Raw genomic sequence first — 20,148 nt, 5'->3', positions numbered from 1 at the left:
CGTCCGGGAGTTTGCTGCAGGAGGTGAGGGAGCGTCGCCTTGGGCGTGGCTGACAGCAAGGCGGACTATATTGGCCTGTGTCAGCTCATCGATCCATCTCGCGGGAGCGTGCGCCCATGGCCAAGGAACTTGCCACCCAGCTCATCGAACAACTCCAGGCTGCCGGTGTGCAGCGGATCTACGGGATTGTGGGGGACAGCCTCAACCCGATTGTCGACGCCGTCCGCAAGACCGGCGGCTCGCAACAGGGCGGTATCGACTGGATCCATGTCCGGCATGAGGAGGCGGCCGCCTTCGCCGCGGCGGCGGAAGCCCAGCTGACCGGCCGGCTCGCGGTGTGCGCCGGCTCCTGCGGGCCCGGCAACCTGCACCTGATCAACGGCCTGTACGACGCCAACCGTTCCGGGGCGCCGGTGCTGGCCATCGCCTCGCACATTCCCAGCAAGCAGATCGGCAGCAGTTTCTTCCAGGAAACCCACCCCGACCGGCTCTTCAATGAGTGCTCGGTCTACTCCGAGCTGATCAGCACCGCGGAGCAGGCGCCCCGCGTCATGCACAGCGCCATCCAGCACGCCGTCGGCCTCAGGGGCGTCGCCGTCGTGACCCTTCCCGGTGACATCGCCGGCCTGGAGGCGACGGCCGAAACGCCGGCCCCGGCGACCTTCCGGCCGGCGACGCTGATGCCGGATCCCGCGAGTGTGCAGGAACTGGCCGACGCCATCAACGCCGCCGGCAAGGTGGCCATCTTTGCCGGTGCCGGCGTCGAGGGCGCGCACGACGAGGTGATTGCGCTCGCCGGGCTGATCGCGGCGCCGATCGGCCACAGCCTCCGCGGCAAAGACTTCATGCAGTACGACAACGCCTATGACATCGGCATGACCGGGCTGCTGGGTTACGGCGCCGCGGCCGAGGGCATCGAGGACGCGGACCTGCTGATCCTGCTGGGCACGGACTTCCCGTACGACCAGTTCCTTCCCGGAACCCGGACGGCGCAGGTGGACCGGGCCGCGCACAAACTGGGGCGGCGGACCGACGTCGACGTCGCAGTGCACGGCGACGTCCTCCCCACCCTTGCCGCCCTCATGCCGTTGGTCACGGCCAAGAAGAGCCGCCGTTTCCTGGATGCGATGCTGAAGAAGCACGACCGGCTCATGAACAAGGCCGTGGGGGCGTATACCCGCAACGTCGGGACGAAACAGCCGATCCACCCGGAATATGCTGCCTCGCTGCTGGACCAGGTGGCGGCGAGGGACGCGATTTTCACGGCGGACACCGGCATGTGCAATGTCTGGACCGCCCGGTACATCAACCCGCTGGGCACCCGCCGGCTGATCGGCTCGTACCTGCACGGGTCCATGGCCAACGCGCTGCCGCACGCGATCGGCGCCCAGCTGGCCTACCCCGGCCGGCAGGTGGTTTCGGTCTCCGGCGACGGCGGCCTGTCGATGCTGCTGGGCGAGCTCATTACGGTCGCCGCGCACCGGCTGCCCGTGAACGTGGTGGTCTTCAACAACTCCACCCTGGGCATGGTGAAACTTGAAATGCTGGTGGACGGGCTCCCGGACTTCGGCGTCGACGTCCCGGACGCCAACTACGCGGACGTTGCGCGGGCCCTGGGCTTCCACGCCGAGCGCGTCACGGATCCGTCCCGCATCGAGGCCGCTTACCGGGAAGCCTTCGCCCACCCCGGCCCGTCGCTGGTGGAGCTCATCACGGACCCCAAGGCGCTGTCCCTCCCGCCGAAGATCAAGGGCGCGCAGGTCCTGGGCTTCGCCACGGCGATGTCCAAAGTGGTCCTGAACCGGGGCGCCGGCGAGGCCGTCAGCATGGCACGGAGCAACCTGCGGAACGTCCCGCGGCGCTAGGGGCGGGCCCGGCGAGTTCGCCGGAAGCTGCCCGGCTCGCCGGACATTTCCGGCGAACTGGAGACATTCCGGCGAACTGCGCACCCATCGAGGCGAAGGGGGTGGCCATGAAAGATCACCGCGTGGCGAAAATTGTGGCGGCGGGAACCCTCGCGGTGCTCACGGCTTGTGCGCCCCCGGTACCAGGGCTTGTGAAGGCCGACGGCGTCGAACGGGTGCCGGTGGACCGCGCCGCGTACGCTGCCGAATTTCAGGCATTCCGGGCCTCCGCCCTGACGTTGGGAGCCGCGCTGCTGGCCGACGGCGGTGAAGGGGCCGAAGGGAACGTGGTGTCGTCCCCCGGCAGCCTGCTGATCGCGCTCGCCATGCTGCGGGCAGGGGCGTCCGGGGAGACCGCCGTCGAAATGGACCAGGTGCTGGGGCTCCCGGACGGCAACCGGGATGAGGCCGTGAACGCCCTGCTCGAGTCCCTGGCTGCGTACGACGGTGATCCCGGCTCGGTCGACGAAAAGGACCCGCCCCGGAAGCCGGTCATGCATGCGGCCAACGGTCTGTTTGTGGACAAGGACGTACCAACCGGAAAGAACTACCTGGAAACCCTTGCCCGGCACTACGGCACCGGGGTGTACCCCGTGGACTTCCGGGATGAGGCCGCCACGGGGCCGGCCCTGGATGCCTGGGTGGACAAGAACACGGGCGGCCGGATCAAGAAAGCACCTGCGGAGTACGATCGCGACAACACGTTCAGCCTCCTCAATGCCCTGTACTTCGCCGCGGCGTGGCAGTCGCCTTTCGACCCGAACGACACCTCGGACAGCCCCTTCACGACCTCAGGTGGCGAGGAAATCAGCGTGCCGACCATGTACAACTCGCTGCAGCTGGCCTATGCGGAGGGCCCTGGCTGGCGGGCGGTCGAGCTGCCGTACGCAGAAGGTTTTGCCATGCGGCTGGTGCTGCCCGGTCCTGGCGTTGGGCCGGAGAGCCTCACGGCGGCCAAGCTGACGGCAATTGCGGCGGCCCTGGACACGGCCCCGGAGGTCTCCGCACTGATCTCCCTGCCCAAGTGGGACCACAAGAGCACCTTCGACCTGCGGAAGGTATTTGAAGCGCTGGGGCTGGCCAGGACCCTGGTCACCACCGAAGACTTCGACGCCATCCAGCCGAAGCTGACGCTCACGCAGGCCGCCCAGGCCGCCAACATCACCGTTGCCGAGAAGGGAACGGTGGCCGCCGCCGTGACGCAGATCAACGGCGCCGTGACCGGTGTGCCGCCCCTCCCGGACCAGACCATCGACTTCGACCGGCCGTTCCTCTACCAGGTCGTGCACACCGAAACCGGGCTCCCGATCTTCATGGGGAAGGTCGCGGACCCGCGCTGAGGGGCGGCCTACCGGGACCCACATCGCCGGAAGCCCTCCAGTTCGCCGCAAACTTCCGGCGAATTGGAGGGACTCCGGCGAACTCGGCGGCTTAGGGCGTCCCGCTCCGGCGCTCTTGTGCCAGGGCCGCCGCCACTTTTCCAATCAGCTCGTACGGGACAGGCTTCCGCAACTGGAACTTCAGGGTGCCCTTCGCTGCGCGGTAGGGGGCGAGTTCCGTGCTCAGAGATTCGTCGCCGTCGGGCACGGGGTAGACGGAGATGTGGTGCGCCCAGCCCGCGAAATATACGACGTATCTGCCCCCGAGCGTGATCGTCGGGATGCCGTAACTGATCATCTCCCCTGATCCGGGTACCGCCGCATGGCAACATCGCCGGATCTCCTGCAGCGCCTCCTGCACGTCAGCAGGAAACGAGGCGATGTATTCCTCCACGGACTCAAAGTGCTGTGCCATTGCCGTTCCCTCCAACGATCCCAGCAACGAGTTAGCGCGGGCCGCCCTGCCACAAGGCATCGAACGGCGCGCCCGAGGCCACACGGTTCCGGATGCCGGCGGTCACAAACGCCTTCGCCGTCCGGGCGGCGGCCAGCGGCGTCGCACCCTTGGCGAGCTCGGCCGTCACCGCCGCGGCCAATGAGCACCCGGCGCCGGAGACTGCCACCTCGCCCACCTTCGGGGCGGACAGGACTTCCAGGGTTTCGCCGTCGTAGTAGACGTCGACGGCGTCGGGGCCTTCGAGCCGCACGCCGCCCTTGGCGAGCACCGCGGCGCCGCTGAGCTCATGGATGCGGACCGCGGCGGCCTTGAGGGACTCGACGTCGGTGATCTCCAGCCCTGAGAGCGACTCGGCCTCGAAATGGTTGGGCGTGACGAAGGTGGCCAGCGGCAGGATGTGGGACTTGAGCGCATGGTCGGTGTCCAGGGCGTGGCCCGGCTCCTGGCCCTTGCAGATCAGCACCGGATCCAGCACCACGTTGGCGAACTGCCCGGCCGCCAGCGCCGCGGCCACGGTCGAAATCGTCGCCGGGCTGCCCAGCATGCCGATCTTGACGGTGTCCAGCACGGCCGGTGCGCCGGACGCGGCACCGTAGGCCGCCGTCGTGGCTTCCAACTGGTCCGCGATGACCTGCTGGTCCACCGGGACAAAGCGGTGGTTCCAGTTGTCCTTGGGGTCGAAGGACACGATGCAGGTCAGGTTCGCGATCCCGAAGACGCCGAGTTCCTGGAACGTCTTCAGGTCAGCCTGCGCGCCGGCGCCGCCGGTCGCTTCGGAGCCTGCGATGGTCAGCGCGACGGCGGGGGAGGAGGCGGGCTCGGTAGCTGTATCGGAAGCAGCAGCGCCATCCGCCAGGGCGGTGGAATCGAATGCGGTAGAAGTCATGGTCCCATCCTGCCATCCCGCCAAAACCGCGCGCATTGTGCTCATGAACAAGCGTTCCATGAACAGTATGAACAAAACCTGAGTGTTCCGGATCACGCGGACTAGGGTGGCGGACGGTGTTGCTTACAGGCGGCGCCGGATCCAGGAAGGTTCATTGATGAGCACCCAACTGACCGAAGCGGCCCAGACCCGGAAAGCCGTCGGCAACATCCTCAAAGGCTCGGCCGGCAACCTTGTTGAGTGGTACGACCTCTACGTCTACACCGTGTTCGCGGCCTACTTCCAGGCGCACTTCTTCAACTCCAAGGACGAGCTCCAGGCCGGCCTAGAGGCCATGGCCGTCTTCTCGACGTCGTTCCTGATGCGCCCGATCGGTGCCTGGTTCTTTGGCCGGTACGCCGACCGCAAGGGCCGCAAAGCCGCGTTGACACTGAGCGTGACCATGATGTCCGCGGGCTCTTTCGCGATTGCGGTGCTGCCCACCCAGGACGTGATCGGCCTGTGGGCCCTGATCCTGCTGGTCCTCATCCGCGTGATCCAGGGCTTCTCCGTGGGCGGTGAGTACGGCACCAGCGCCACGTACATGTCCGAGGCTGCCACGTCCAAGCGCCGCGGCTTCTTCTCCAGCTTCCAGTACGTCACGCTGATCGGCGGACAGATGCTGGCACTGCTGGTCCTTGTGGTCCTGCAGAACGCCATGCCCAAGGCTGAGCTGACCGAGTGGGGCTGGCGCATCCCGTTCGCGGTGGGCGGCGTGGCCGCGCTGGTGGTCCTCTGGCTGCGGCGCTCCATGGAGGAAACCGTCTCGGCCGAACAGCTCGAGGCCGCAAAGGCCCCTGCCGTGGGAGGCCAGGCGCAGCCCGGGACCATGAAGCTGCTGTTCACCAGCTACTGGAAACCGCTCATGATCTGCATCGGAATCACCCTTGGCGGCACGGTGGCGTTCTACACGTACACCAACTTCATCCTGAAGTTCATGAACGATACCTCCGGCATCGCCAAGACGGACACGTCGGTCATCAACTTCTGGGCACTGTTCATCTTCATGCTGCTCCAGCCGGTTTACGGCATCATCTCGGACAAGGTCGGCCGCAAACCGCTGCTGCTGTGGTTCGGCATCACCGGCGTCCTGTTCACCTGGCCGCTCCTGTCCGCGCTCGCGGGGACCAAGGATCCGATCACCGCGTTCCTGCTGATGATGGGCGGTCTGCTGATCGTGGGCGGCTACACCTCCATCAACGCCCTAGTGAAGGCCGAGCTCTTCCCCGCGTCCATCCGCGCCCTCGGGGTGGGCCTGGGCTACGCGATCGCCAACTCTCTCTTCGGCGGCACCGTCCCGCTCATCGGCGCTGCTCTGCAGAAGACCGGGCAGGAAGAGCTGTTCTTCACCTACGTCACCGTGGCCATCGGCATCTCCCTGCTGGTCTACATCTTCGCCCTGAAGAACAAGAAGTCCACGCACCTGGACCACGAACAGGGCCACGCCTGGGCGGCCGCTGGTCCGGACGCGGCTGCGGGGACGGCTGCTGGTGGTCCGGGCGCGGCTGCTGGTGGTCCGGGCGACGGCGGCAGGGACGAGGACAAGGACCTCATCGACGCCTCGCGCCGCTAGGGCAGGCCGCAAGCCGTCCTCGAGTTCGCCGGAAGCGCGCCGGGTCGCCGTATGTTTACGGCGACTTGGCGCGTTTCCGGCGAACTCGCGGCCTAAGGAGCGAATGGACGGCGACAACGACGGCGGCCCGGTCCCACGCTATTGGGCGTTGTCTGCGAACCGCAGCTGCAGGATCGTTGCGGCGGTGCCCGCCACGAACGTTCCCGCGAGCACAACATAGCTGCCTGGCTGGAGCGAGCCGACAGGATCGGCCACCATGCCGATCAGCAGCGGGACGATCGAATAAGGGAACCACTCCGCCCAGCCGGTCTTGCCGAACAGATTGCCCAGGGCCAGCATAACGAGCGAGAAAGCGATGGGGGCCACTTCGCCTCGGCTCCACACTGCGATCCAGGCGACCACAGGCGCGAGCAGGAACGAGATCGTCGCAGCGAGGAGCACGTGTGCGATTCCCGTCGCGGCCAACTCTGCCGAGAACCCCGGCAGCCCCAACACCAGTCCGATCGCCATGGCCTCGACGAGGACTATGACGATGAGCGCCATCCACCACACGGCCGCGACCGCCAGCTTGGCGGCGGCGAACCAATGACGGGCCACGGGCAGTGCGAGCATGTTCTTGGCGGTGGCATCACCGTACTCCCGACCAAACAGGTAGGCGACGATGAACGTCAGCAGCAGCATCCCGCCGACACCGAAGACCAGCGTGAGCATGTAGAAGTATTGGAGCCACGTCGCCTCAAGCCCGGCAAGGCTCGCTTTGGTACCCAGAAGCCCCAGCTGGGCCGCCCGCCCCGGTTCGCGCACGATCCACATGAAAAGCGCAATACCGAGCGGCATGATCGCGAGCACCGCCAGCGTGGCCCACGTCGCCTTGGCACGGTGGAGCTTCATGAACTCGGTGCCAAGAACCTGACCGAACATCAAACCGCGCCGCCCTCGGACGAAGCGCCGCTCCTCCGGCCATCGGCACCGCGCGCATCGCCCGTCCGCGCCAGGAAGTAGCGCTCCAGATCCAGTGTGAGCAGCGCCTGCTCGCGCTCTTCCGGGGTGTAGGCGCCGGTCGCGAACGCGCGCGCCTTCGCGGCGAGTTCGTCGCGCGACGACTCCTCGATGAGACGGCCGTCGTGGACGATACCGATGCGGTCGGCCAGGTGAGCGACCTCGGCGAGGATGTGGCTCGACATGAAGACCGTGGCGCCGCGCCCGTCGGCGAGCGAACGGAGCAGCTCGCGGATCTCGACAATGCCAGCCGGATCAAGGCCGTTGGCGGGCTCGTCGAGCACGAGCAGTTCGGGGGAGTGCAGCAGCGCGCGGGCGAGAGCGAGACGCTGTTTGTTGCCGAGCGAGAGCTGCCCGGCACGCCGATCGGCATAAGGATCCAAGCGCAGCAGCGTGATCGAGTCGGCGACCGACCGCGGCGGCGAACCGGTGAGCCGGCGCTGGATGTCCAGATTCTCGCGCACGGTGAGGTTGGGGTAGGCGGTCGCGGTCTCGACGAGGAAGCCAACGCGGGCGAACACAGCGGTCTCGCCAGGGATGATGCGCTGGCCCAGGACGGTCACCTCCCCGCTGCTCGGCCGGATCAGGCCGAGCATCATGCGGATGGTGGTCGTTTTGCCCGCCCCGTTCCTGCCGAGGAACCCGTAGATCTCGCCCCGGCGGACGTCAAGGTTGAGCGAGTCGACGGCGGTGACGTCGCGGTACCGCTTGACGAGGGCGCGCGTGGAAACCGCGGAGTCAGGCATGGGGCTCCTCCATGGCCCCATCCTGCCACCACGCGCGGAGCGTTCACAGGGTGAAGCTGCGGCTGCATCAGGCTCCCGCGCCGTCGGGTGCGAGAATGGAGGCGGTTCCGGCTGCTTGTGTTACCGGGGCCGTCCAGTGCTAATACAGCCGGCCGCCCAGCGTGTTCCCCTTGCGGGTGCGGGCCGCCGAGCGAACCACTACGAATGGAATACCCATGACTTCCGCCAAGACCTTCCCGGCGTCAGCCGCACCAAGGTTCGCCTCGATCGGCTCCCCACATTTCGGCATCATGCTCGCTGTCATGGCCGTGGTGCTGATCCTGTCCAACATCGGGGCGTCCAAGGGCGTGGCGATCGGCCCCGTGATCACCGACGGCGGCTTCTTCCTCTTCCCGCTGGCCTACATCCTGGGCGATGTCATCAGCGAGGTCTATGGCTTCAAAGTGGCGCGCAAGGCCATCATCACCAGCTTTGCGCTGTCCGTCTTCGCGTCGGTCTGCTACTGGGTCATCATCGCCCTTCCGGGGTTCGACGACGAATACGGTTCCTCCAAGCAGGCAGCCTTGGAAGGCGCACTGGGACCGGTCCCGCAGATTGTGCTGGCATCGCTGCTGGCCTTCCTCGCCGGCCAGACCATCAACTCCTGGATCCTGGTGAAGATGAAGGCGCGGACCGGGGAAAGGTCCCTGTGGGCGCGCATCATGGGCTCCTCCGTGGCGGGTGAGTTCGTGGACACCCTGATATTCTGCAGCATCGCCGCATCTGTGATCGGAATTACCGACGCCGCGATGTTCATGAACTACGTCCTCGTGGGCTTCCTCTACAAGACCCTCGTGGAGTTCGCCTTCGTCCCGCTGACCTCGCTCGCCATCGGCTGGGTCAAGAAGCGCGAACCGAGCTACGGCGCCTAGGACTCCTCCTCATCCTCCGGCCGCCGGCCAGTTGGGAGCCAGCCGGTTCGGAGCCAGCAGCCGCCCAATTCGCCGGATACCCGCGGTGTCGCCGTAAGTTTCCGACGACGTGGCGGGCTACCGGCGAATTCGAGTCGTTGGGGTGCGGGGTGTGGGGTGCCGGGCGCCGCAACGCATTCGACGCTCAGGGGTGCCGGCGGCCGGCCAGCGCACGAAGCAGACGGTGTTTGAATTCCTGCTCGCGAAAGAGGTCCTTCCACTCCACGCGGACGAACCGCCAGCCCTCTTCAACCAGGGCCTTCTCCCGGCGCCGTTCCTCGAAGAGCACCTCGGCCGTGGGACTGTAGTCGAAGTACTTGATTTTGCCGTCGAACTCGAGGGCGACCTTTTCCTCCTTCCATGCAAAGTCCAGGCGATGGCGCCCGGCGCGGCTCGACACTTCCAGCTGCGGCTCAGGTGGCCGGATCCGCAGCCGCAGGATCAGGTCGCGGGTCAGGGTCTCGCCGGGAGATTCGGAGCGCGGATCGGCCGCGGCCAGGACACGGCGGAAAGTCCGAATGCCCCGGCGGCCGTCCAAGTCATCTGCCATGGCCTGCAGGGCGCCCGGGTCCGCGCCGAGTCGAAGCGCGTGGTCCGTGAGGATCAACGCCTGCCTGTAGGGCAGCAGCATGGCGCAGTCGGCCGTCGTGCGCTCCAGGGACGTGGTCCGGAGGCCGTTCACCACGGCGACGTCGTGGTCGGCGAAGGGGCGCGTGTGGCAGCGGACGTCACTGCCGTGACGCTCGTTCGAGGGCCGTACCTTCTGGAGGACATGGATCATGTCATCCACTTCCCACAGGTGGAGGAGGCGGAGGCGCGCCGCGGAAGTGTGGCTGTAGTGGAAGGCTCCTGTCGACGTCGTACGCGTTCCGTGGGCGTGCGCGTAGATGAGCTGCCGGCTCCGGACAGTATGCGACTGGGCGTTCCAGAGGCTGGCGCGGATGCAGCAGCCGTGCCGGAGCCGGACGAGAGTGCCTGAATCGAGGAGCGAGCGGATGGCGCGCGAGCTGAAGCCGAGATCCAGGAGCTGTTCGGTGCGCCAGAGGTTACCTGTCGGCGGCAGCCCCAGCGCGGGGCTATGCGTCATGCCACCAGCTTCGGCCGATATAGGAGCGGGCAGGAGGCCCCGTCGTCGCTATGTGGAAAACACGAGGCGGCCGCACCTTGGCTACTTTGGGAGACGGCGGCCTTGGACGCCGCTCACTTCGCCGGAACGCGGCGGAGGCGCCGTCAATTTACGGCGAAGTCGGTGGTTTCCCGCGAATTCGGCGGGGGCGTCAGCCGGGAACGCGGGCGGTGGTTCCGCGGACGATGAGGTCCGGCTCGATCAGCTGGCGCTCAGGCTCGAGGGTGGGGTCCTGGATCCGTGCCAGCAGGGCGCTTGCGACGCCGGACCCGACAATGTCGCTCCGGTTGTCCACCGAGGTCATGTCCAGATACCGCGACTTGGCCAGCGGGGAGTTGTCGTAGCCGATCACGGAGAGCTCTTCCGGGATGGACAAGCCCCGGGCCTTGGCTGCGGCGAAGGCGCCCAGGGCCATGGTGTCATTGGCGGCGAACAGGGCGGTCGTGTCGGGGTGGTGGTCAAGGACCCAGCAGGCGGCCGCATAGCCGTCCTCCTCAGAGGTGCCGCGGGATTCGCCGGCGATCCGGGCCTCGACACCGGCCTCCAGGATGCGGCGGCGGAAGCCCTCCCGCCGGTGGGCCGCGGCGCCGCCGGAGCCCGAGAGGTGTCCGATGCGTGTGTGGCCGAGCCCGATCAGGTGCTCCGCCGCCATGCGGCCGCCGTCGTCGTCGTCGTTGGTGATGAGCCCGGCGCCGGCGGGAACGCCGTTCCGCCAGCCGGCGACGACGGCGGGAACCCAAGTGCCGGCCATCATGGACTCGCTCGGCTCGGCGGCGATGACGAGGCCCTCCACATGCATGGACAGCAGGCCGTCCACGGCCTCCGTGATGCGGTTCTCGCCGGGGCGGGAATCGGCGAGGGTGACCTGGTAGCCGTGGGGGGAGAACACGGATTCCATGCCGCGCAGGAGGTCCACGAACCAGGGGTTCCGGAAGTCGTCAATGACCAGCCCGATGCTTTTCGTCTGGCTGCTGGCGAGCGTGGTCGCCGCCCGGCTGGGGCGGTAACCGAGCTCCGACATGGCCGCCCGGACGGCCTCCCGACGCTTCTCGCTGACCTTTGACGGGTTTTGAAGCACGAGCGAGACCAGCGACGGGGAGACGCCGGCGCTCTTGGCGACGTCGTAGATCGTCGGGCGGCGGGTTCTGGGGGTATTCAACGACATCTGCAGGGCCTTTCACGTCTCATCCGAGGATAACCGGTCAACCATTGACAGGACATATGGACATAGCTACGCTTTTGTTCAGCGCCAGATTTTGTAGCGCTCCAATTTCTACCGTCGGGCCGTCGGCCTGACCGAATTTCAAAGGAGAAATCGATGGCTGACAGTTTGGGAGTTGCCGTAATCGGCGCCGGAATGGCAGGAAAAGCGCATGCGGCCGCGTACCGCACGGCGTCGGCGCTCTACAGCCCGGTTCTTCCTCCTATCCGGCTGGTCTCCATCGGCGACGTCAACGCCGAGTTCGGTTCCCTGGCCGCGAAGCGTTTCGGCTACGAACGCCACGACACCTCGTGGCAGGCGATCGCCGAGGCCGATGACATCGACGTCGTGAGCGTCGTGATCGCGAACTCCCTCCACCGCGAAGTCGTGGAGGGCCTGCTGGCCGCCGGCAAGCACGTGCTGTGCGAGAAGCCGCTGAGCGACTCAATCGAGGACGCCCGCGCCATGGCCGAGGCGGCCCGCAGTGCCAGTTCGATTGCCCGCATCGGGTTCACCTTCCGCCGCACGCCGGGCATCGCCTACATCCGGGACTTGATCCGCACCGGCGTGCTGGGGAACGTCCTGCACTTCAGCGGCCGCTACTGGACCGACTACGGGTTCAGCCCGTCGGCGCCCATGAGCTGGCGCTACAAGGGCGGCCCGGGCTCCGGGGCCCTGGCCGACGTCGGCAGCCACCTGACGTACGTCGCTGAGTTCCTCTGCGGCGACATCAAGTCCATCAGCGGCGGACGCCTCAGCACCGTGATCGACAAGCGCCCGCTGCCGCTGGGCGCCGTCATGGGCCACGACCACGCCGCGGTCAGCGACACGTTCGAGCCGGTCGAGAACGACGACTACGCGGTGTTTTCCGCCGAATTCGAGAACGGTGCAGGCGGCTTCGAGGTCTCCCGGGTCGCCGCAGGGCACGCGAACAGCCTCATCTTCGAGGTCTTCTGCGAGAACGGCGCCGCCCGGTTCGACCAGCGGCGCCCCGCGGAGATCGAGCTGTTCCTCAACGACGGCCCGGCCAACGAAAACGGCTACCGCCAGGTGATCCTCGGCCCCGGACACCCCTACATCGCCGGCGGGCTGGCCATGGACGCGCCCAGCGTCGGCTTCGGCCAGAACGACGCCTTTGGCTACCAGGCCCGGGCCTTCCTCGAGGAGGTCGCCGGCCTCAGCGAAGCGGACTCCCTGCCCCGCTGCGCCACGTTCGACGAGGGCGTGCGCAACATGGAGCTGCTCGGCGCAGTCACCGAATCCGCCCTCAACAACGGAAAGAAAATCACGCTATGAAACTCGGCGTCTACAACGCAATCCTGCACGACCGGTCCCTTCCCGAGGCCCTCAAGGTCATCGCCAACCTCGGACTGACCGGCATCGAAATCAACACGGGCGGGTTCCTGCCGGCCGTTCACGTCCCCACCATGGACCAGATCCTGGAAAGCGATGCGGCCCGCGATGACTACCTCGCCATTTTCGAGGGCACCGGCGTCTCGATTGCCGGCCTGAACTGCAATGGCAACCCGCTGCACCCCAAGCGTGAGATCGGCGGGAAGCATGCCGAGGACATCCGCCGCTCCATCCGGCTGGCGCAGCGGCTGGGACAGGACCGTGTGGTGACCATGTCCGGCCTGCCCGGCGGCGAACCCGGGGCCACCACGGTCAACTGGGTGGTCAACGCCTGGAACTCGGCGGCCCTGGACGTGCTCGACTACCAATGGGGCATCGCGGCCGACTTCTGGAAGGAAACCGACCGCCTGGCCGCCGACCATGGCGTGAAGGTGGCCCTCGAGCTGCACCCGCAGAACATCGTGTTCAACACCGCCGATGTCCACAAGCTCATTGAGCTTACCGGCGCGACCCATGTCGGCGTCGAGCTGGACGCCTCGCACCTGTTCTGGCAGCAGATGGATCCGGTCGCGGTGGTCCGCGAACTCGGCCCGCTGGTCTTCCAGGCCGCGGCGAAGGACGTCCGCATCAATACCGCCAACGCAGCGCTCTACGGTGTCCTCGACAACAGCTTCCGGCGGCTCTCCCCGGACGAAAACCGCACCAACCTCGGCGGCGACGAGTGGGCCAACGAATGGCCCAAGGCCTCCGCCTGGGACTTCGTTGCCCTGGGCCGCGGGCACGACACGGCCTACTGGACCGAGTTCCTGCGCGCGCTATACGAGGTGGACCCGGACATGCTGGTCAACATCGAGCACGAGGACGTCTCCCTGGGCCGGATCGAGGGCCTCCAGGTGGCGGCCAAGGTCCTGCGGGACGCCGACTCGGCACTCGCGGCGTCGCTGCACCTCACCAACTGATGACCTGACGGCCCGGCACCCGAGTTCTGCCGCCGAGTCGCCGGAACACTGCGGGGTCGCCGGAAACTTCCGGCGATCTCGCACGGTTCCGGCGACCTCGACGCCGGGGCCGCACCGACGCCGGGGCGACCTAGGAGTAGTAGTTCGCCAGGGTCTCGGCCTTGAACTCGAAGAAGTTGCCGGCCTCGATGGCGAGCCGGGCGTCGTCGACCATCTTCACCACGAAGCGCTCGTTGTGGATCGAGATCAGGGTGGCCGAGACCATCTCCTTGGCCTTGAACAGGTGATGGATGTAGGCCCGCGAATAGTTCAGGCAGGCGTAGCAGTCGCAGCCCTCCTGCAGCGGGCCGAAGTCGCGTTTGTACTTCGCGCCGGAGAGGTTGTACCGGCCGGTGGGGTGGTAGAACGCCGAGTTGCGGGCCACCCGGGTGGGGGAGACGCAGTCGAAAGTGTCCGCGCCGTTTTCAATGGCCGTGAAGATGTCGTCCGGTTCGGAGATGCCCAGCAGGTGCCGCGGCTTGTTCTCCGGCAGCTCCTCGTTGCACCAGCGCACGATCGTGCCGAGGTTCTCTTTCTCCAGCGCCCCGCCGATCCCGAAGCCGTCGAAGTTCATGCCGCCGAGGTCGCGGCAGGCCTTGCGGCGCAGGTCCTCGTACTGGGCGCCCTGGATCACCCCGAACAGGGCCTGGTAGGGCTTGCCGGCGCGCTCGTCCGTGAGCCGGAAGTGCTCGGTGATGCACCGCTCGGCCCAGCGCCGGGTCCGCTCCAGGGACTCCTCCTGGTAGCCGCGGGAGTTCTGCAGCGTGGTGAGCTCGTCGAACGCGAACATGATGTCCGCGCCGATCTGGTGCTGGACGTTCATGGAGATCTCGGGGCTGAAGCGGTGCCGGTCGCCGTTGAGGTGGCTCTTGAACCACACGCCTTCCTCGTCCACGTGGGCCAGGCGTTCTTTGCCGGGTGCGACTGCGTCGTCCGGCCCCGAATGGTCCACCGATTTCATGTCGATGACCTTCTTGAACCCGGAGCCCAGGCTCATCACCTGGAACCCGCCGGAATCGGTGAACGTCGGACCGCGCCAGTTCATGAACGCACCCAGGCCACCGGCCTCGTCCAGGATGTCCGCGCCCGGCTGCAGGTACAGGTGGTAGGCGTTGGCCAGCACCGCCTGCGCGCCGAGTTCGGCAATGGATTCCGGCAGCACGGACTTGACCGTGGCCTTGGTGCCGACGGCGATGAACGCCGGGGTTTGGATCTCCCCGTGCGGGGTGGCTATGGTGCCGGTCCGGCCCAGGAACTCACCGCCGTTGGCGGCAACCTGCCCGGCCGACGGCGGGCACGTCTCGCTCAGGCGTTTGCCCACGCGGAAGGAGAACTCGGACTGCCGGGCAGGCGCGGGGGACGAAGACTCGAAGTCAGGATTGGCTGGCACGGTTCAAGTGTGCCAGCTAACGCAGCTCTGGACTCAGTGGACGGGATCCGATGTGGGGTAGTTCTCAGCCCGCCACTTGTCCCAGTAGTCGCGGACCGCCTCCAACTGGTGGGCCCCGAGGTCGTAGGTGGAGACGATTGCGAGGGATCCGCCGTCGGGCCGGACGTCGGCGATGGCGGGCTGGTCCGCCACGATCAGCAGGCCGTCCCCGTGCTCGGCATAGTTGTGGACGGTCAGACCCACCTGGTGGTTGCTGCGGAACCACACTTTGCCGGAGATTTCCTCGCCCGTGGGCAGGGTGAGCGAATACGGGTCCCCCGGCGCCGGGACATCGCTCAGCCCCAGCCTTTCGATCGCGGACCCGCCTGAGCCGGGAACGGAGAAGAAGAAGGTCCGGCGCTTACCATGCGGGTGGCGCTCCAGGGTGAAGCGCAACTGGTGGAGGAATGTCAGCCAGCCCTGGGTGATGTCCTCGTCCCAGGCCGCCCACTCGGAATTGTGGTCGATTGCCGCCCGGGTGACGCTGACCTCCGTGCCCGTGGGGACAGGTTTCAAGGTGAAAACGTCGCCGCCGTCGACCACCAGGGAGGTGTGGTCGGCGCCTTCGACCACATTGGGGCCGAAGTAGATTTCGTTGATTTCGGCCTCTTGGTCATCGGCCACCCAGCCGTGCCATTGGGCGATCTTGGCGGGTTCGCGCAGCATGGTCCAAACTTGCTGCGCGTCGGAATTGATCACAACGCTCAGATTGTTCGTCATGGGGTGAATCTACAACTCCGGGACCGCCACGGGTAGGGCCCAACGCTAGACCTCAGGCGCGGACCGATTCGAGCTCGTTGGCGATCCGGCGTTCCAGCTCAACGGTGCCAATTGTTTCGGAGCTGCCGTGCGCGCGCAGGAACAGGAGCGCCTCGAGCCGCAGCAGGCGCCAGTCGCGTTCCGCATCCTGGTTCGCGTTGTCGATCGAGCGGAAGATTTCCTTGTCGTACAGGTTGGGCTCGTTGAGCGAGCGCTGGCGCACCTTGGCGTTGATCCTGGCCTTGAACGGGTCCGTTTCCATGGCCTCCGGCGCGCGGAGCAGTTTCTCGTAGATCCCGGCGCGCTGGTCCTGACCCAGCTGGCGGCAGATGTAGCTGGAGAGCGCCAGCGATGACTCCACGGAGGCCCAGCGGTCGGGGTTGCCGTCGAACGGCAGGACGTTGAGCAGGTCCGCGACCGCCAGGGCGTTGTCGGGGTCCTTGAGGGTGACGAAGAGCTCGTGCGCGAGGTCGCTGAGATCCTTCAGGCAGCTCCCGGACTTGGTGTTGATGCCCTTGGCGAGCCGTTCACTGAGCAGGAGGACCCCGACGGCGCCCGGATGGTCCTCGGCCGCGGCCTCCACGACAGACTCCGGCGTGCCGTCGGGGGCCGGGATGAGTGCCAGGTCCGCTTCGCTGGGTCCGCTCACCGCGGGCGGCGCAACAGGCTGGGGAGGAACGACGACGGCGGCGGCCGCCGTATTGTCGGGCCCGGCAGCGTCGGATTCAGGTGCGTCGGCCCCGGGTGTGTCGGATTCAGTTGTGCCAGGCCCGGCAGTGTCGGATTCAGTTGTGCCAGGCCCGGGTGCGACCGGCTCAGCCTCGTCCGGCGCAGGGGCGCCGCCATCGGAAGGAGTTGGCGTGCCGGTCGCGCCGCCGTCGGACGCCGGTGTGCCGGCCCCGGCGTCGTCCGTGACGCGGACCAGTGATCCCGCCGCGATCCGCAGCACACCGCCGCCGCTGAGGGTCGTCAACACCATGGCGGGAGTACCAAAATCGTCGGTTTCGACATCCACGCGATGGATCTCTGCGGAGCGGTTTCCGTCAGGCAGAATCAGGTGGTCGCCGGCCCGCAGAGATCCAGCCTGCTGTTCACTGTAGTTCCGGGAGGCTGGGGGGTGGGTCATCGGGAGTCCTTAAAGTTCTCTTGCGGTCCGCCCAACAGTCTACAAAATCGGCCGCACGAAGTCGGGGACGCAGGGGAGCCCCCGAGAGTCCCGGCCGGCGCCGGGCCCCAGCGAAGCGGCTAGTTGCCGACTCCCGCGAACGCCAGTGCCTGCCGGATCAGGGCCCCCCGGCCGCCGCTGAATTCCAGCTGCACGTCGGTGCTCATGACCTCCTGCGGGGTCATCCAGGTCAGCTCAAGGGCGTCCTGCCGCGGGGAGCATTCGCCGGTCACAGGAATGACGTACGCCAGGGCAACGGCGTGCTGGCGGTCGTCCGTGAAGCCGGTATGGGACGGGGACGGGAAGTACTCGGCCACGGTGAACGGCACCGGGCTGACCGGAAGCTGCGGGAAGGCGAGCGGGCCCAGGTCCTTCTCCATGTGGCGGAGCAGCGCGGCGCGGATGGTCTCGCGGTAGAGAACGCGGCCGGACACCAGGGACCGGACCATGGTGCCGTCCTCGTCGGCCTGCAGGAGGGTGCCGACCTCGTTCACGAACCCGAGGGGGTCCAGCCGGACCGGAACAGCCTCGACATAGACCATCGGCAGCCTGCCCCGCGCTTCGAACAGGTCGTCGTCGGAGAGCCAGCCGGGATTCGGGTCAGGGGTGCGCACATTCATGGTTAAGTTCTACCCCATCCCGTCCCCGAACCCCGCGCCGTCACTCAGATCGCCAGCACCGATTCCAGCGGCTCGCCGGCGGCAATCCGTGCCAGCAGCGCCGGCTCGGCGGCGTCCGAGTCCAGGGCCAGGCCCAGGACGTCGGCTGCCGCCTCCGCGGACAGGACGATCACGCCGTTGTCGTCACCGAGCACCCAGTCGCCCGGATTGACCTGGACGCCGCCGCACTGCACCGGGACATTGACGGCGGAGACGGCGCTGCGGACCCGCTTGGTGGTCAGGCACGAGGTCCCGCGGGCGAAGACCGGCAGGCCGGTCGCGCGGAGCTCCAGGATGTCGGTGGCCACGCCGTCGACGACGACGCCGGCAGCGCCTTGCGCGGTGGCCGCTGCGGCGGTGACCGCGCCCACCGGCGCGTGCCGGTGGTCCCCGGACATGTCCACGACCAGCACCGCGCCGGGGTACAGCTCCAGCAGGGCGCGGTTCATGGCGTAGGCGTCATTTTCCGCAATGCGCACCGTGACCGCGGGGCCCGCCACCTTGACGCCGTCGAGCAGCGCCCGGATGGCCGGATCCACGAATCCGTCCTCCAGGAAGTGCCCGATCGTGGGGTAGCTGACGGCAGCGAGCCCCTCGCGGAGCCCCTCGGCGAGCCCTGCGTTCACCGCGTTCACGACGTTCACGGGGCGTCCGGCGCCGTGGCGCCGGCAACCACGGCAACGCATTCGATTTCCAGCGCGACGCCCCACAGGCTCACGCAGACAGTGGTCCGCGCCGGCTTGGCCGCCCCGAAGAACTCGGAGTAAACCCGGTTGTAAGCCTCGAGCTGGCTGGGATCCGTGAGGTAGCCGTTGACCTTGACCACATGCTCCAGGCCGGACCCGGCCGCCTCGAGCACGGACCGGAGGTTGATGATGGTCTGGCGGACCTGGTCCTCGAACGTGTCCGGCTGGTCCTCCAGCCCGCTGATCGCGGGGATCTGGCCGGCGGTGAACACGAACCCGTTGGCGGCGACCGCCTGGGAGAACGGGCCGACGGCGGCCGCGCCGCCCGGGATCTGCGCGATCCGTCGGACGGACTCTGTTACGGGCTGAACAGCGGGATCGACAGCGGGGAGAACGGCCTGTGGAGCTGTCATTTGGCAGCCACCGCTTCGGCGGCCGGGCCGGTGCTCGCGTCGGTGGTTGCGTCAGTGACTGCGTCAGTCGGGGCGGAGTCGACGGCGTCGATGTTGCCGTGCCGGGTTTCGGTCAGGACGAACAAGGCGCCGAGCGAGACGAGGGCGGCGGCCATGATGTACCACGCGATGGAGGAACTCTGGTGGGTCATGCCGAGCAGCCAGGTGGTGATGAACGGCGTGGCGGCGCTGCCGAGGAGTCCGGAGAGCATGTAGGCCACCGACAGTCCCGAGTAGCGGACCTTGGAACCGAAGAGTTCGGCGAGGAACGTGGCGATCGGGCCGTAGTTCGCGGCGAAGGCCGTCATCATGGCGAGGTACGCGACGAAGAGCAGCGGCACGGACTTGGTGTCCATCAGCCAGAACATCGGGAACGCGAGGGCTGCCTCGGCGGCCACTCCGGCGTAGATGATCGGCTTGCGGCCGTGCTTGTCAGAGAGTCGGCCGAAGAAAGGGATCAGGACAAAGCACAGGGCGCAGGCGGCCAGCACGACCCATAGCATCAGGGCCTCCGAGTGGCCCAGTTCCTTTTTGCCGTAGGAGACGCCCGAGGCCACAAGCAGGGTGAAGGTGCTGCCGGTGGACAGGGTGGCAACGCCGCCGAGGATGACCTGCTTCCAGTACTTGGCCATGAGGGCGGCGAACGGCAACTTGGCCTTGGCGCCGGCTTCCTTGACCGCCTGGAAGGACGGGGTTTCCTCGATGTGCAGCCGGATGTAGATGCCCACGGCCACGAGCAGCGCGGAGGCCAGGAACGGGATGCGCCAGCCCCAGGCGAGAAGCTCTTCGGTGCTGACCGTCGAGGCGACAATGAGGAACGCCACGTTGGCGATCAGGGTTCCGGCGGGCACGCCCACCTGGACCAATGAGCCGTAGAACCCGCGCTTGGATGCGGGAGCGTGCTCCACCGTCATCAGGACCGCTCCGCCCCATTCGCCGCCCAGGGCCAGGCCCTGGATGACGCGCAGGAAGAGCAGCAGCAGCGGCGCCATGATCCCGATGCTGTTGTAATCCGGCAGCAGGCCGATGGCGAAGGTGGCGGCGCCCATTGTCAGCAGTGAAATCAGGAGCATGGATTTGCGGCCCAGGCGGTCCCCGAAGTGGCCGAAGATGATGGCGCCGACCATGCGTGCAATGTAGGCGGAGGCGAAGGTTCCGAAGGCGAGCATGGTGCCCACGATGGGGTCGAAGCTGGGGAAGAAGATCTTATTGAACACGAGCGCGGATGCCGTGCCGAAAACAAAGAGGTCGTACCACTCAACGGTGGTGCCGATGACGCTGGCGAGAGCGATTTTGCGCATTTTTGCGAGGTCCAGACGGGCAGCCGCGTGGGAGGTGGTTTCTACCGATTGAGCCATCAATATCTCCAGATGGGGGTGCGGGGACG

19 protein-coding genes are annotated in these 20,148 nt (G+C 67.2%); 6 read left to right on the top strand and 13 right to left on the bottom strand.

What is annotated here, in order from left to right:
- The first annotated feature begins 116 nt into the window (after nucleotides 1–116).
- Nucleotides 117–1,865, top strand: coding sequence for a pyruvate dehydrogenase (locus AC1DBX_RS07035; RefSeq protein ID WP_223914492.1), 1,749 nt, complete (start codon nucleotides 117–119; stop codon nucleotides 1,863–1,865).
- Nucleotides 1,866–1,972: 107 nt separating this feature from the next.
- Nucleotides 1,973–3,244: a serpin family protein gene (locus AC1DBX_RS07030; protein ID WP_476931408.1), complete on the top strand. Its 1,272-nt coding sequence runs from the start codon at nucleotides 1,973–1,975 to the stop codon at nucleotides 3,242–3,244.
- A gap of 91 nt (nucleotides 3,245–3,335) precedes the next feature.
- Here AC1DBX_RS07030 and AC1DBX_RS07025 read toward each other — a convergent pair whose 3' ends face one another.
- Together AC1DBX_RS07025 and AC1DBX_RS07020 are read right to left on the bottom strand one after the other, a co-directional pair.
- On the bottom strand, nucleotides 3,336–3,698 hold the full coding sequence (locus tag AC1DBX_RS07025; RefSeq protein WP_230008503.1) for an iron chaperone: 363 nt from the start codon (nucleotides 3,696–3,698) through the stop codon (nucleotides 3,336–3,338).
- A gap of 31 nt (nucleotides 3,699–3,729) precedes the next feature.
- A complete protein-coding gene (locus AC1DBX_RS07020) occupies nucleotides 3,730–4,626 on the bottom strand; it encodes a hydroxymethylpyrimidine/phosphomethylpyrimidine kinase (RefSeq protein WP_476931407.1) in 897 nt (298 codons plus the stop codon).
- 157 nt (nucleotides 4,627–4,783) lie between these two features.
- On the opposite strand from AC1DBX_RS07020, the gene AC1DBX_RS07015 reads away from it, so the two are divergent.
- Nucleotides 4,784–6,238, top strand: a complete 1,455-nt coding sequence (locus tag AC1DBX_RS07015) for an MFS transporter (RefSeq protein WP_476931406.1) — start codon at nucleotides 4,784–4,786, stop codon at nucleotides 6,236–6,238.
- A gap of 138 nt (nucleotides 6,239–6,376) precedes the next feature.
- On the opposite strand, the gene AC1DBX_RS07010 is transcribed toward AC1DBX_RS07015, so the two are convergent.
- Together AC1DBX_RS07010 and AC1DBX_RS07005 are read right to left on the bottom strand one after the other, a co-directional pair.
- Nucleotides 6,377–7,159 carry an ABC transporter permease gene (locus tag AC1DBX_RS07010; RefSeq protein WP_476850543.1) on the bottom strand — a complete coding sequence of 261 codons (783 nt, stop codon included), beginning with the start codon at nucleotides 7,157–7,159 and terminating at the stop codon, nucleotides 6,377–6,379.
- Complete coding sequence (locus AC1DBX_RS07005; RefSeq protein ID WP_476931405.1) at nucleotides 7,159–7,983, bottom strand: ABC transporter ATP-binding protein; 825 nt, start codon at nucleotides 7,981–7,983, stop codon at nucleotides 7,159–7,161. The genes AC1DBX_RS07010 and AC1DBX_RS07005 overlap by 1 nt, the downstream gene beginning before the upstream one ends.
- Nucleotides 7,984–8,198: 215 nt before the next feature.
- Here AC1DBX_RS07005 and AC1DBX_RS07000 point away from each other — a divergent pair, with 215 nt between their 5' ends.
- Nucleotides 8,199–8,894, top strand: a complete 696-nt coding sequence (locus tag AC1DBX_RS07000; RefSeq protein ID WP_476860065.1) for a queuosine precursor transporter — start codon at nucleotides 8,199–8,201, stop codon at nucleotides 8,892–8,894.
- Nucleotides 8,895–9,078: 184 nt separating this feature from the next.
- Here AC1DBX_RS07000 and AC1DBX_RS06995 read toward each other — a convergent pair whose 3' ends face one another.
- Both AC1DBX_RS06995 and AC1DBX_RS06990 read right to left on the bottom strand, forming a co-directional pair.
- On the bottom strand, nucleotides 9,079–10,020 hold the full coding sequence (locus AC1DBX_RS06995) for a type IV toxin-antitoxin system AbiEi family antitoxin domain-containing protein (protein WP_476931404.1): 942 nt from the start codon (nucleotides 10,018–10,020) through the stop codon (nucleotides 9,079–9,081).
- A gap of 190 nt (nucleotides 10,021–10,210) precedes the next feature.
- A complete protein-coding gene (locus AC1DBX_RS06990) occupies nucleotides 10,211–11,224 on the bottom strand; it encodes a LacI family DNA-binding transcriptional regulator (protein ID WP_476931403.1) in 1,014 nt (337 codons plus the stop codon).
- Nucleotides 11,225–11,377: 153 nt separating this feature from the next.
- Between AC1DBX_RS06990 and AC1DBX_RS06985 the strand changes: the two genes are divergently transcribed.
- Nucleotides 11,378–12,556 carry a Gfo/Idh/MocA family protein gene (locus AC1DBX_RS06985; RefSeq protein WP_476874237.1) on the top strand — a complete coding sequence of 393 codons (1,179 nt, stop codon included), beginning with the start codon at nucleotides 11,378–11,380 and terminating at the stop codon, nucleotides 12,554–12,556.
- Nucleotides 12,553–13,572, top strand: a complete 1,020-nt coding sequence (locus AC1DBX_RS06980) for a sugar phosphate isomerase/epimerase family protein (RefSeq protein WP_476931402.1) — start codon at nucleotides 12,553–12,555, stop codon at nucleotides 13,570–13,572. Before AC1DBX_RS06985 ends, AC1DBX_RS06980 begins: the two co-directional genes overlap by 4 nt.
- A 130-nt stretch (nucleotides 13,573–13,702) precedes the next feature.
- Here AC1DBX_RS06980 and tgt read toward each other — a convergent pair whose 3' ends face one another.
- The 7 genes from tgt to AC1DBX_RS06945 form a co-directional block, all read right to left on the bottom strand.
- A complete protein-coding gene (gene tgt, locus AC1DBX_RS06975) occupies nucleotides 13,703–15,001 on the bottom strand; it encodes a tRNA guanosine(34) transglycosylase Tgt (RefSeq protein ID WP_476871017.1) in 1,299 nt (432 codons plus the stop codon).
- Nucleotides 15,002–15,034: 33 nt separating this feature from the next.
- Nucleotides 15,035–15,760, bottom strand: a complete 726-nt coding sequence (locus AC1DBX_RS06970) for an SRPBCC family protein (protein WP_476871016.1) — start codon at nucleotides 15,758–15,760, stop codon at nucleotides 15,035–15,037.
- A 52-nt stretch (nucleotides 15,761–15,812) separates the two neighbouring features.
- Complete coding sequence (locus AC1DBX_RS06965) at nucleotides 15,813–16,925, bottom strand: DUF6707 family protein (RefSeq protein WP_476871015.1); 1,113 nt, start codon at nucleotides 16,923–16,925, stop codon at nucleotides 15,813–15,815.
- Nucleotides 16,926–17,044: 119 nt separating this feature from the next.
- Nucleotides 17,045–17,584 carry an NUDIX hydrolase family protein gene (locus AC1DBX_RS06960; RefSeq protein WP_223914477.1) on the bottom strand — a complete coding sequence of 180 codons (540 nt, stop codon included), beginning with the start codon at nucleotides 17,582–17,584 and terminating at the stop codon, nucleotides 17,045–17,047.
- A 44-nt stretch (nucleotides 17,585–17,628) separates the two neighbouring features.
- Nucleotides 17,629–18,267: an RraA family protein gene (locus tag AC1DBX_RS06955; protein WP_476871014.1), complete on the bottom strand. Its 639-nt coding sequence runs from the start codon at nucleotides 18,265–18,267 to the stop codon at nucleotides 17,629–17,631.
- On the bottom strand, nucleotides 18,264–18,722 hold the full coding sequence (locus AC1DBX_RS06950; protein WP_476871013.1) for a RidA family protein: 459 nt from the start codon (nucleotides 18,720–18,722) through the stop codon (nucleotides 18,264–18,266). The genes AC1DBX_RS06955 and AC1DBX_RS06950 overlap by 4 nt, the downstream gene beginning before the upstream one ends.
- Nucleotides 18,719–20,119 (bottom strand): MFS transporter, encoded by a 1,401-nt coding sequence (locus tag AC1DBX_RS06945; RefSeq protein ID WP_476871012.1) that lies wholly within the window; start codon nucleotides 20,117–20,119, stop codon nucleotides 18,719–18,721. The genes AC1DBX_RS06950 and AC1DBX_RS06945 overlap by 4 nt, the downstream gene beginning before the upstream one ends.
- Nucleotides 20,120–20,148 lie beyond the last annotated feature (29 nt).

This window comes from Arthrobacter sp. 10N44_2, assembly GCF_056394385.1.
This window is presented reverse-complemented; position numbering and strand designations above follow the sequence as displayed.

Excerpts from the sequence above, each read along its gene's own strand:
- AC1DBX_RS07015 (WP_476931406.1), top strand. The coding sequence starts at position 4,784 with ATGAGCACCCAACTGACCGAAGCGGCCCAGACCCGGAAAGCCGTCGGC.
- AC1DBX_RS07010 (WP_476850543.1), bottom strand. The coding sequence starts at position 7,159 with ATGTTCGGTCAGGTTCTTGGCACCGAGTTCATGAAGCTCCACCGTGCC.
- AC1DBX_RS07020 (WP_476931407.1), bottom strand. The coding sequence starts at position 4,626 with ATGACTTCTACCGCATTCGATTCCACCGCCCTGGCGGATGGCGCTGCT.
- AC1DBX_RS06980 (WP_476931402.1), top strand. The coding sequence starts at position 12,553 with ATGAAACTCGGCGTCTACAACGCAATCCTGCACGACCGGTCCCTTCCC.
- AC1DBX_RS06950 (WP_476871013.1), bottom strand. The coding sequence starts at position 18,722 with ATGACAGCTCCACAGGCCGTTCTCCCCGCTGTCGATCCCGCTGTTCAG.
- AC1DBX_RS06945 (WP_476871012.1), bottom strand. The coding sequence starts at position 20,119 with ATGGCTCAATCGGTAGAAACCACCTCCCACGCGGCTGCCCGTCTGGAC.
- AC1DBX_RS06985 (WP_476874237.1), top strand. The coding sequence starts at position 11,378 with ATGGCTGACAGTTTGGGAGTTGCCGTAATCGGCGCCGGAATGGCAGGA.
- AC1DBX_RS07000 (WP_476860065.1), top strand. The coding sequence starts at position 8,199 with ATGACTTCCGCCAAGACCTTCCCGGCGTCAGCCGCACCAAGGTTCGCC.
- AC1DBX_RS06990 (WP_476931403.1), bottom strand. The coding sequence starts at position 11,224 with ATGTCGTTGAATACCCCCAGAACCCGCCGCCCGACGATCTACGACGTC.
- AC1DBX_RS06965 (WP_476871015.1), bottom strand. The coding sequence starts at position 16,925 with ATGACCCACCCCCCAGCCTCCCGGAACTACAGTGAACAGCAGGCTGGA.
- AC1DBX_RS06970 (WP_476871016.1), bottom strand. The coding sequence starts at position 15,760 with ATGACGAACAATCTGAGCGTTGTGATCAATTCCGACGCGCAGCAAGTT.
- AC1DBX_RS07005 (WP_476931405.1), bottom strand. The coding sequence starts at position 7,983 with ATGCCTGACTCCGCGGTTTCCACGCGCGCCCTCGTCAAGCGGTACCGC.
- AC1DBX_RS07035 (WP_223914492.1), top strand. The coding sequence starts at position 117 with ATGGCCAAGGAACTTGCCACCCAGCTCATCGAACAACTCCAGGCTGCC.
- AC1DBX_RS07030 (WP_476931408.1), top strand. The coding sequence starts at position 1,973 with ATGAAAGATCACCGCGTGGCGAAAATTGTGGCGGCGGGAACCCTCGCG.
- AC1DBX_RS06995 (WP_476931404.1), bottom strand. The coding sequence starts at position 10,020 with ATGACGCATAGCCCCGCGCTGGGGCTGCCGCCGACAGGTAACCTCTGG.
- AC1DBX_RS07025 (WP_230008503.1), bottom strand. The coding sequence starts at position 3,698 with ATGGCACAGCACTTTGAGTCCGTGGAGGAATACATCGCCTCGTTTCCT.
- AC1DBX_RS06960 (WP_223914477.1), bottom strand. The coding sequence starts at position 17,584 with ATGAATGTGCGCACCCCTGACCCGAATCCCGGCTGGCTCTCCGACGAC.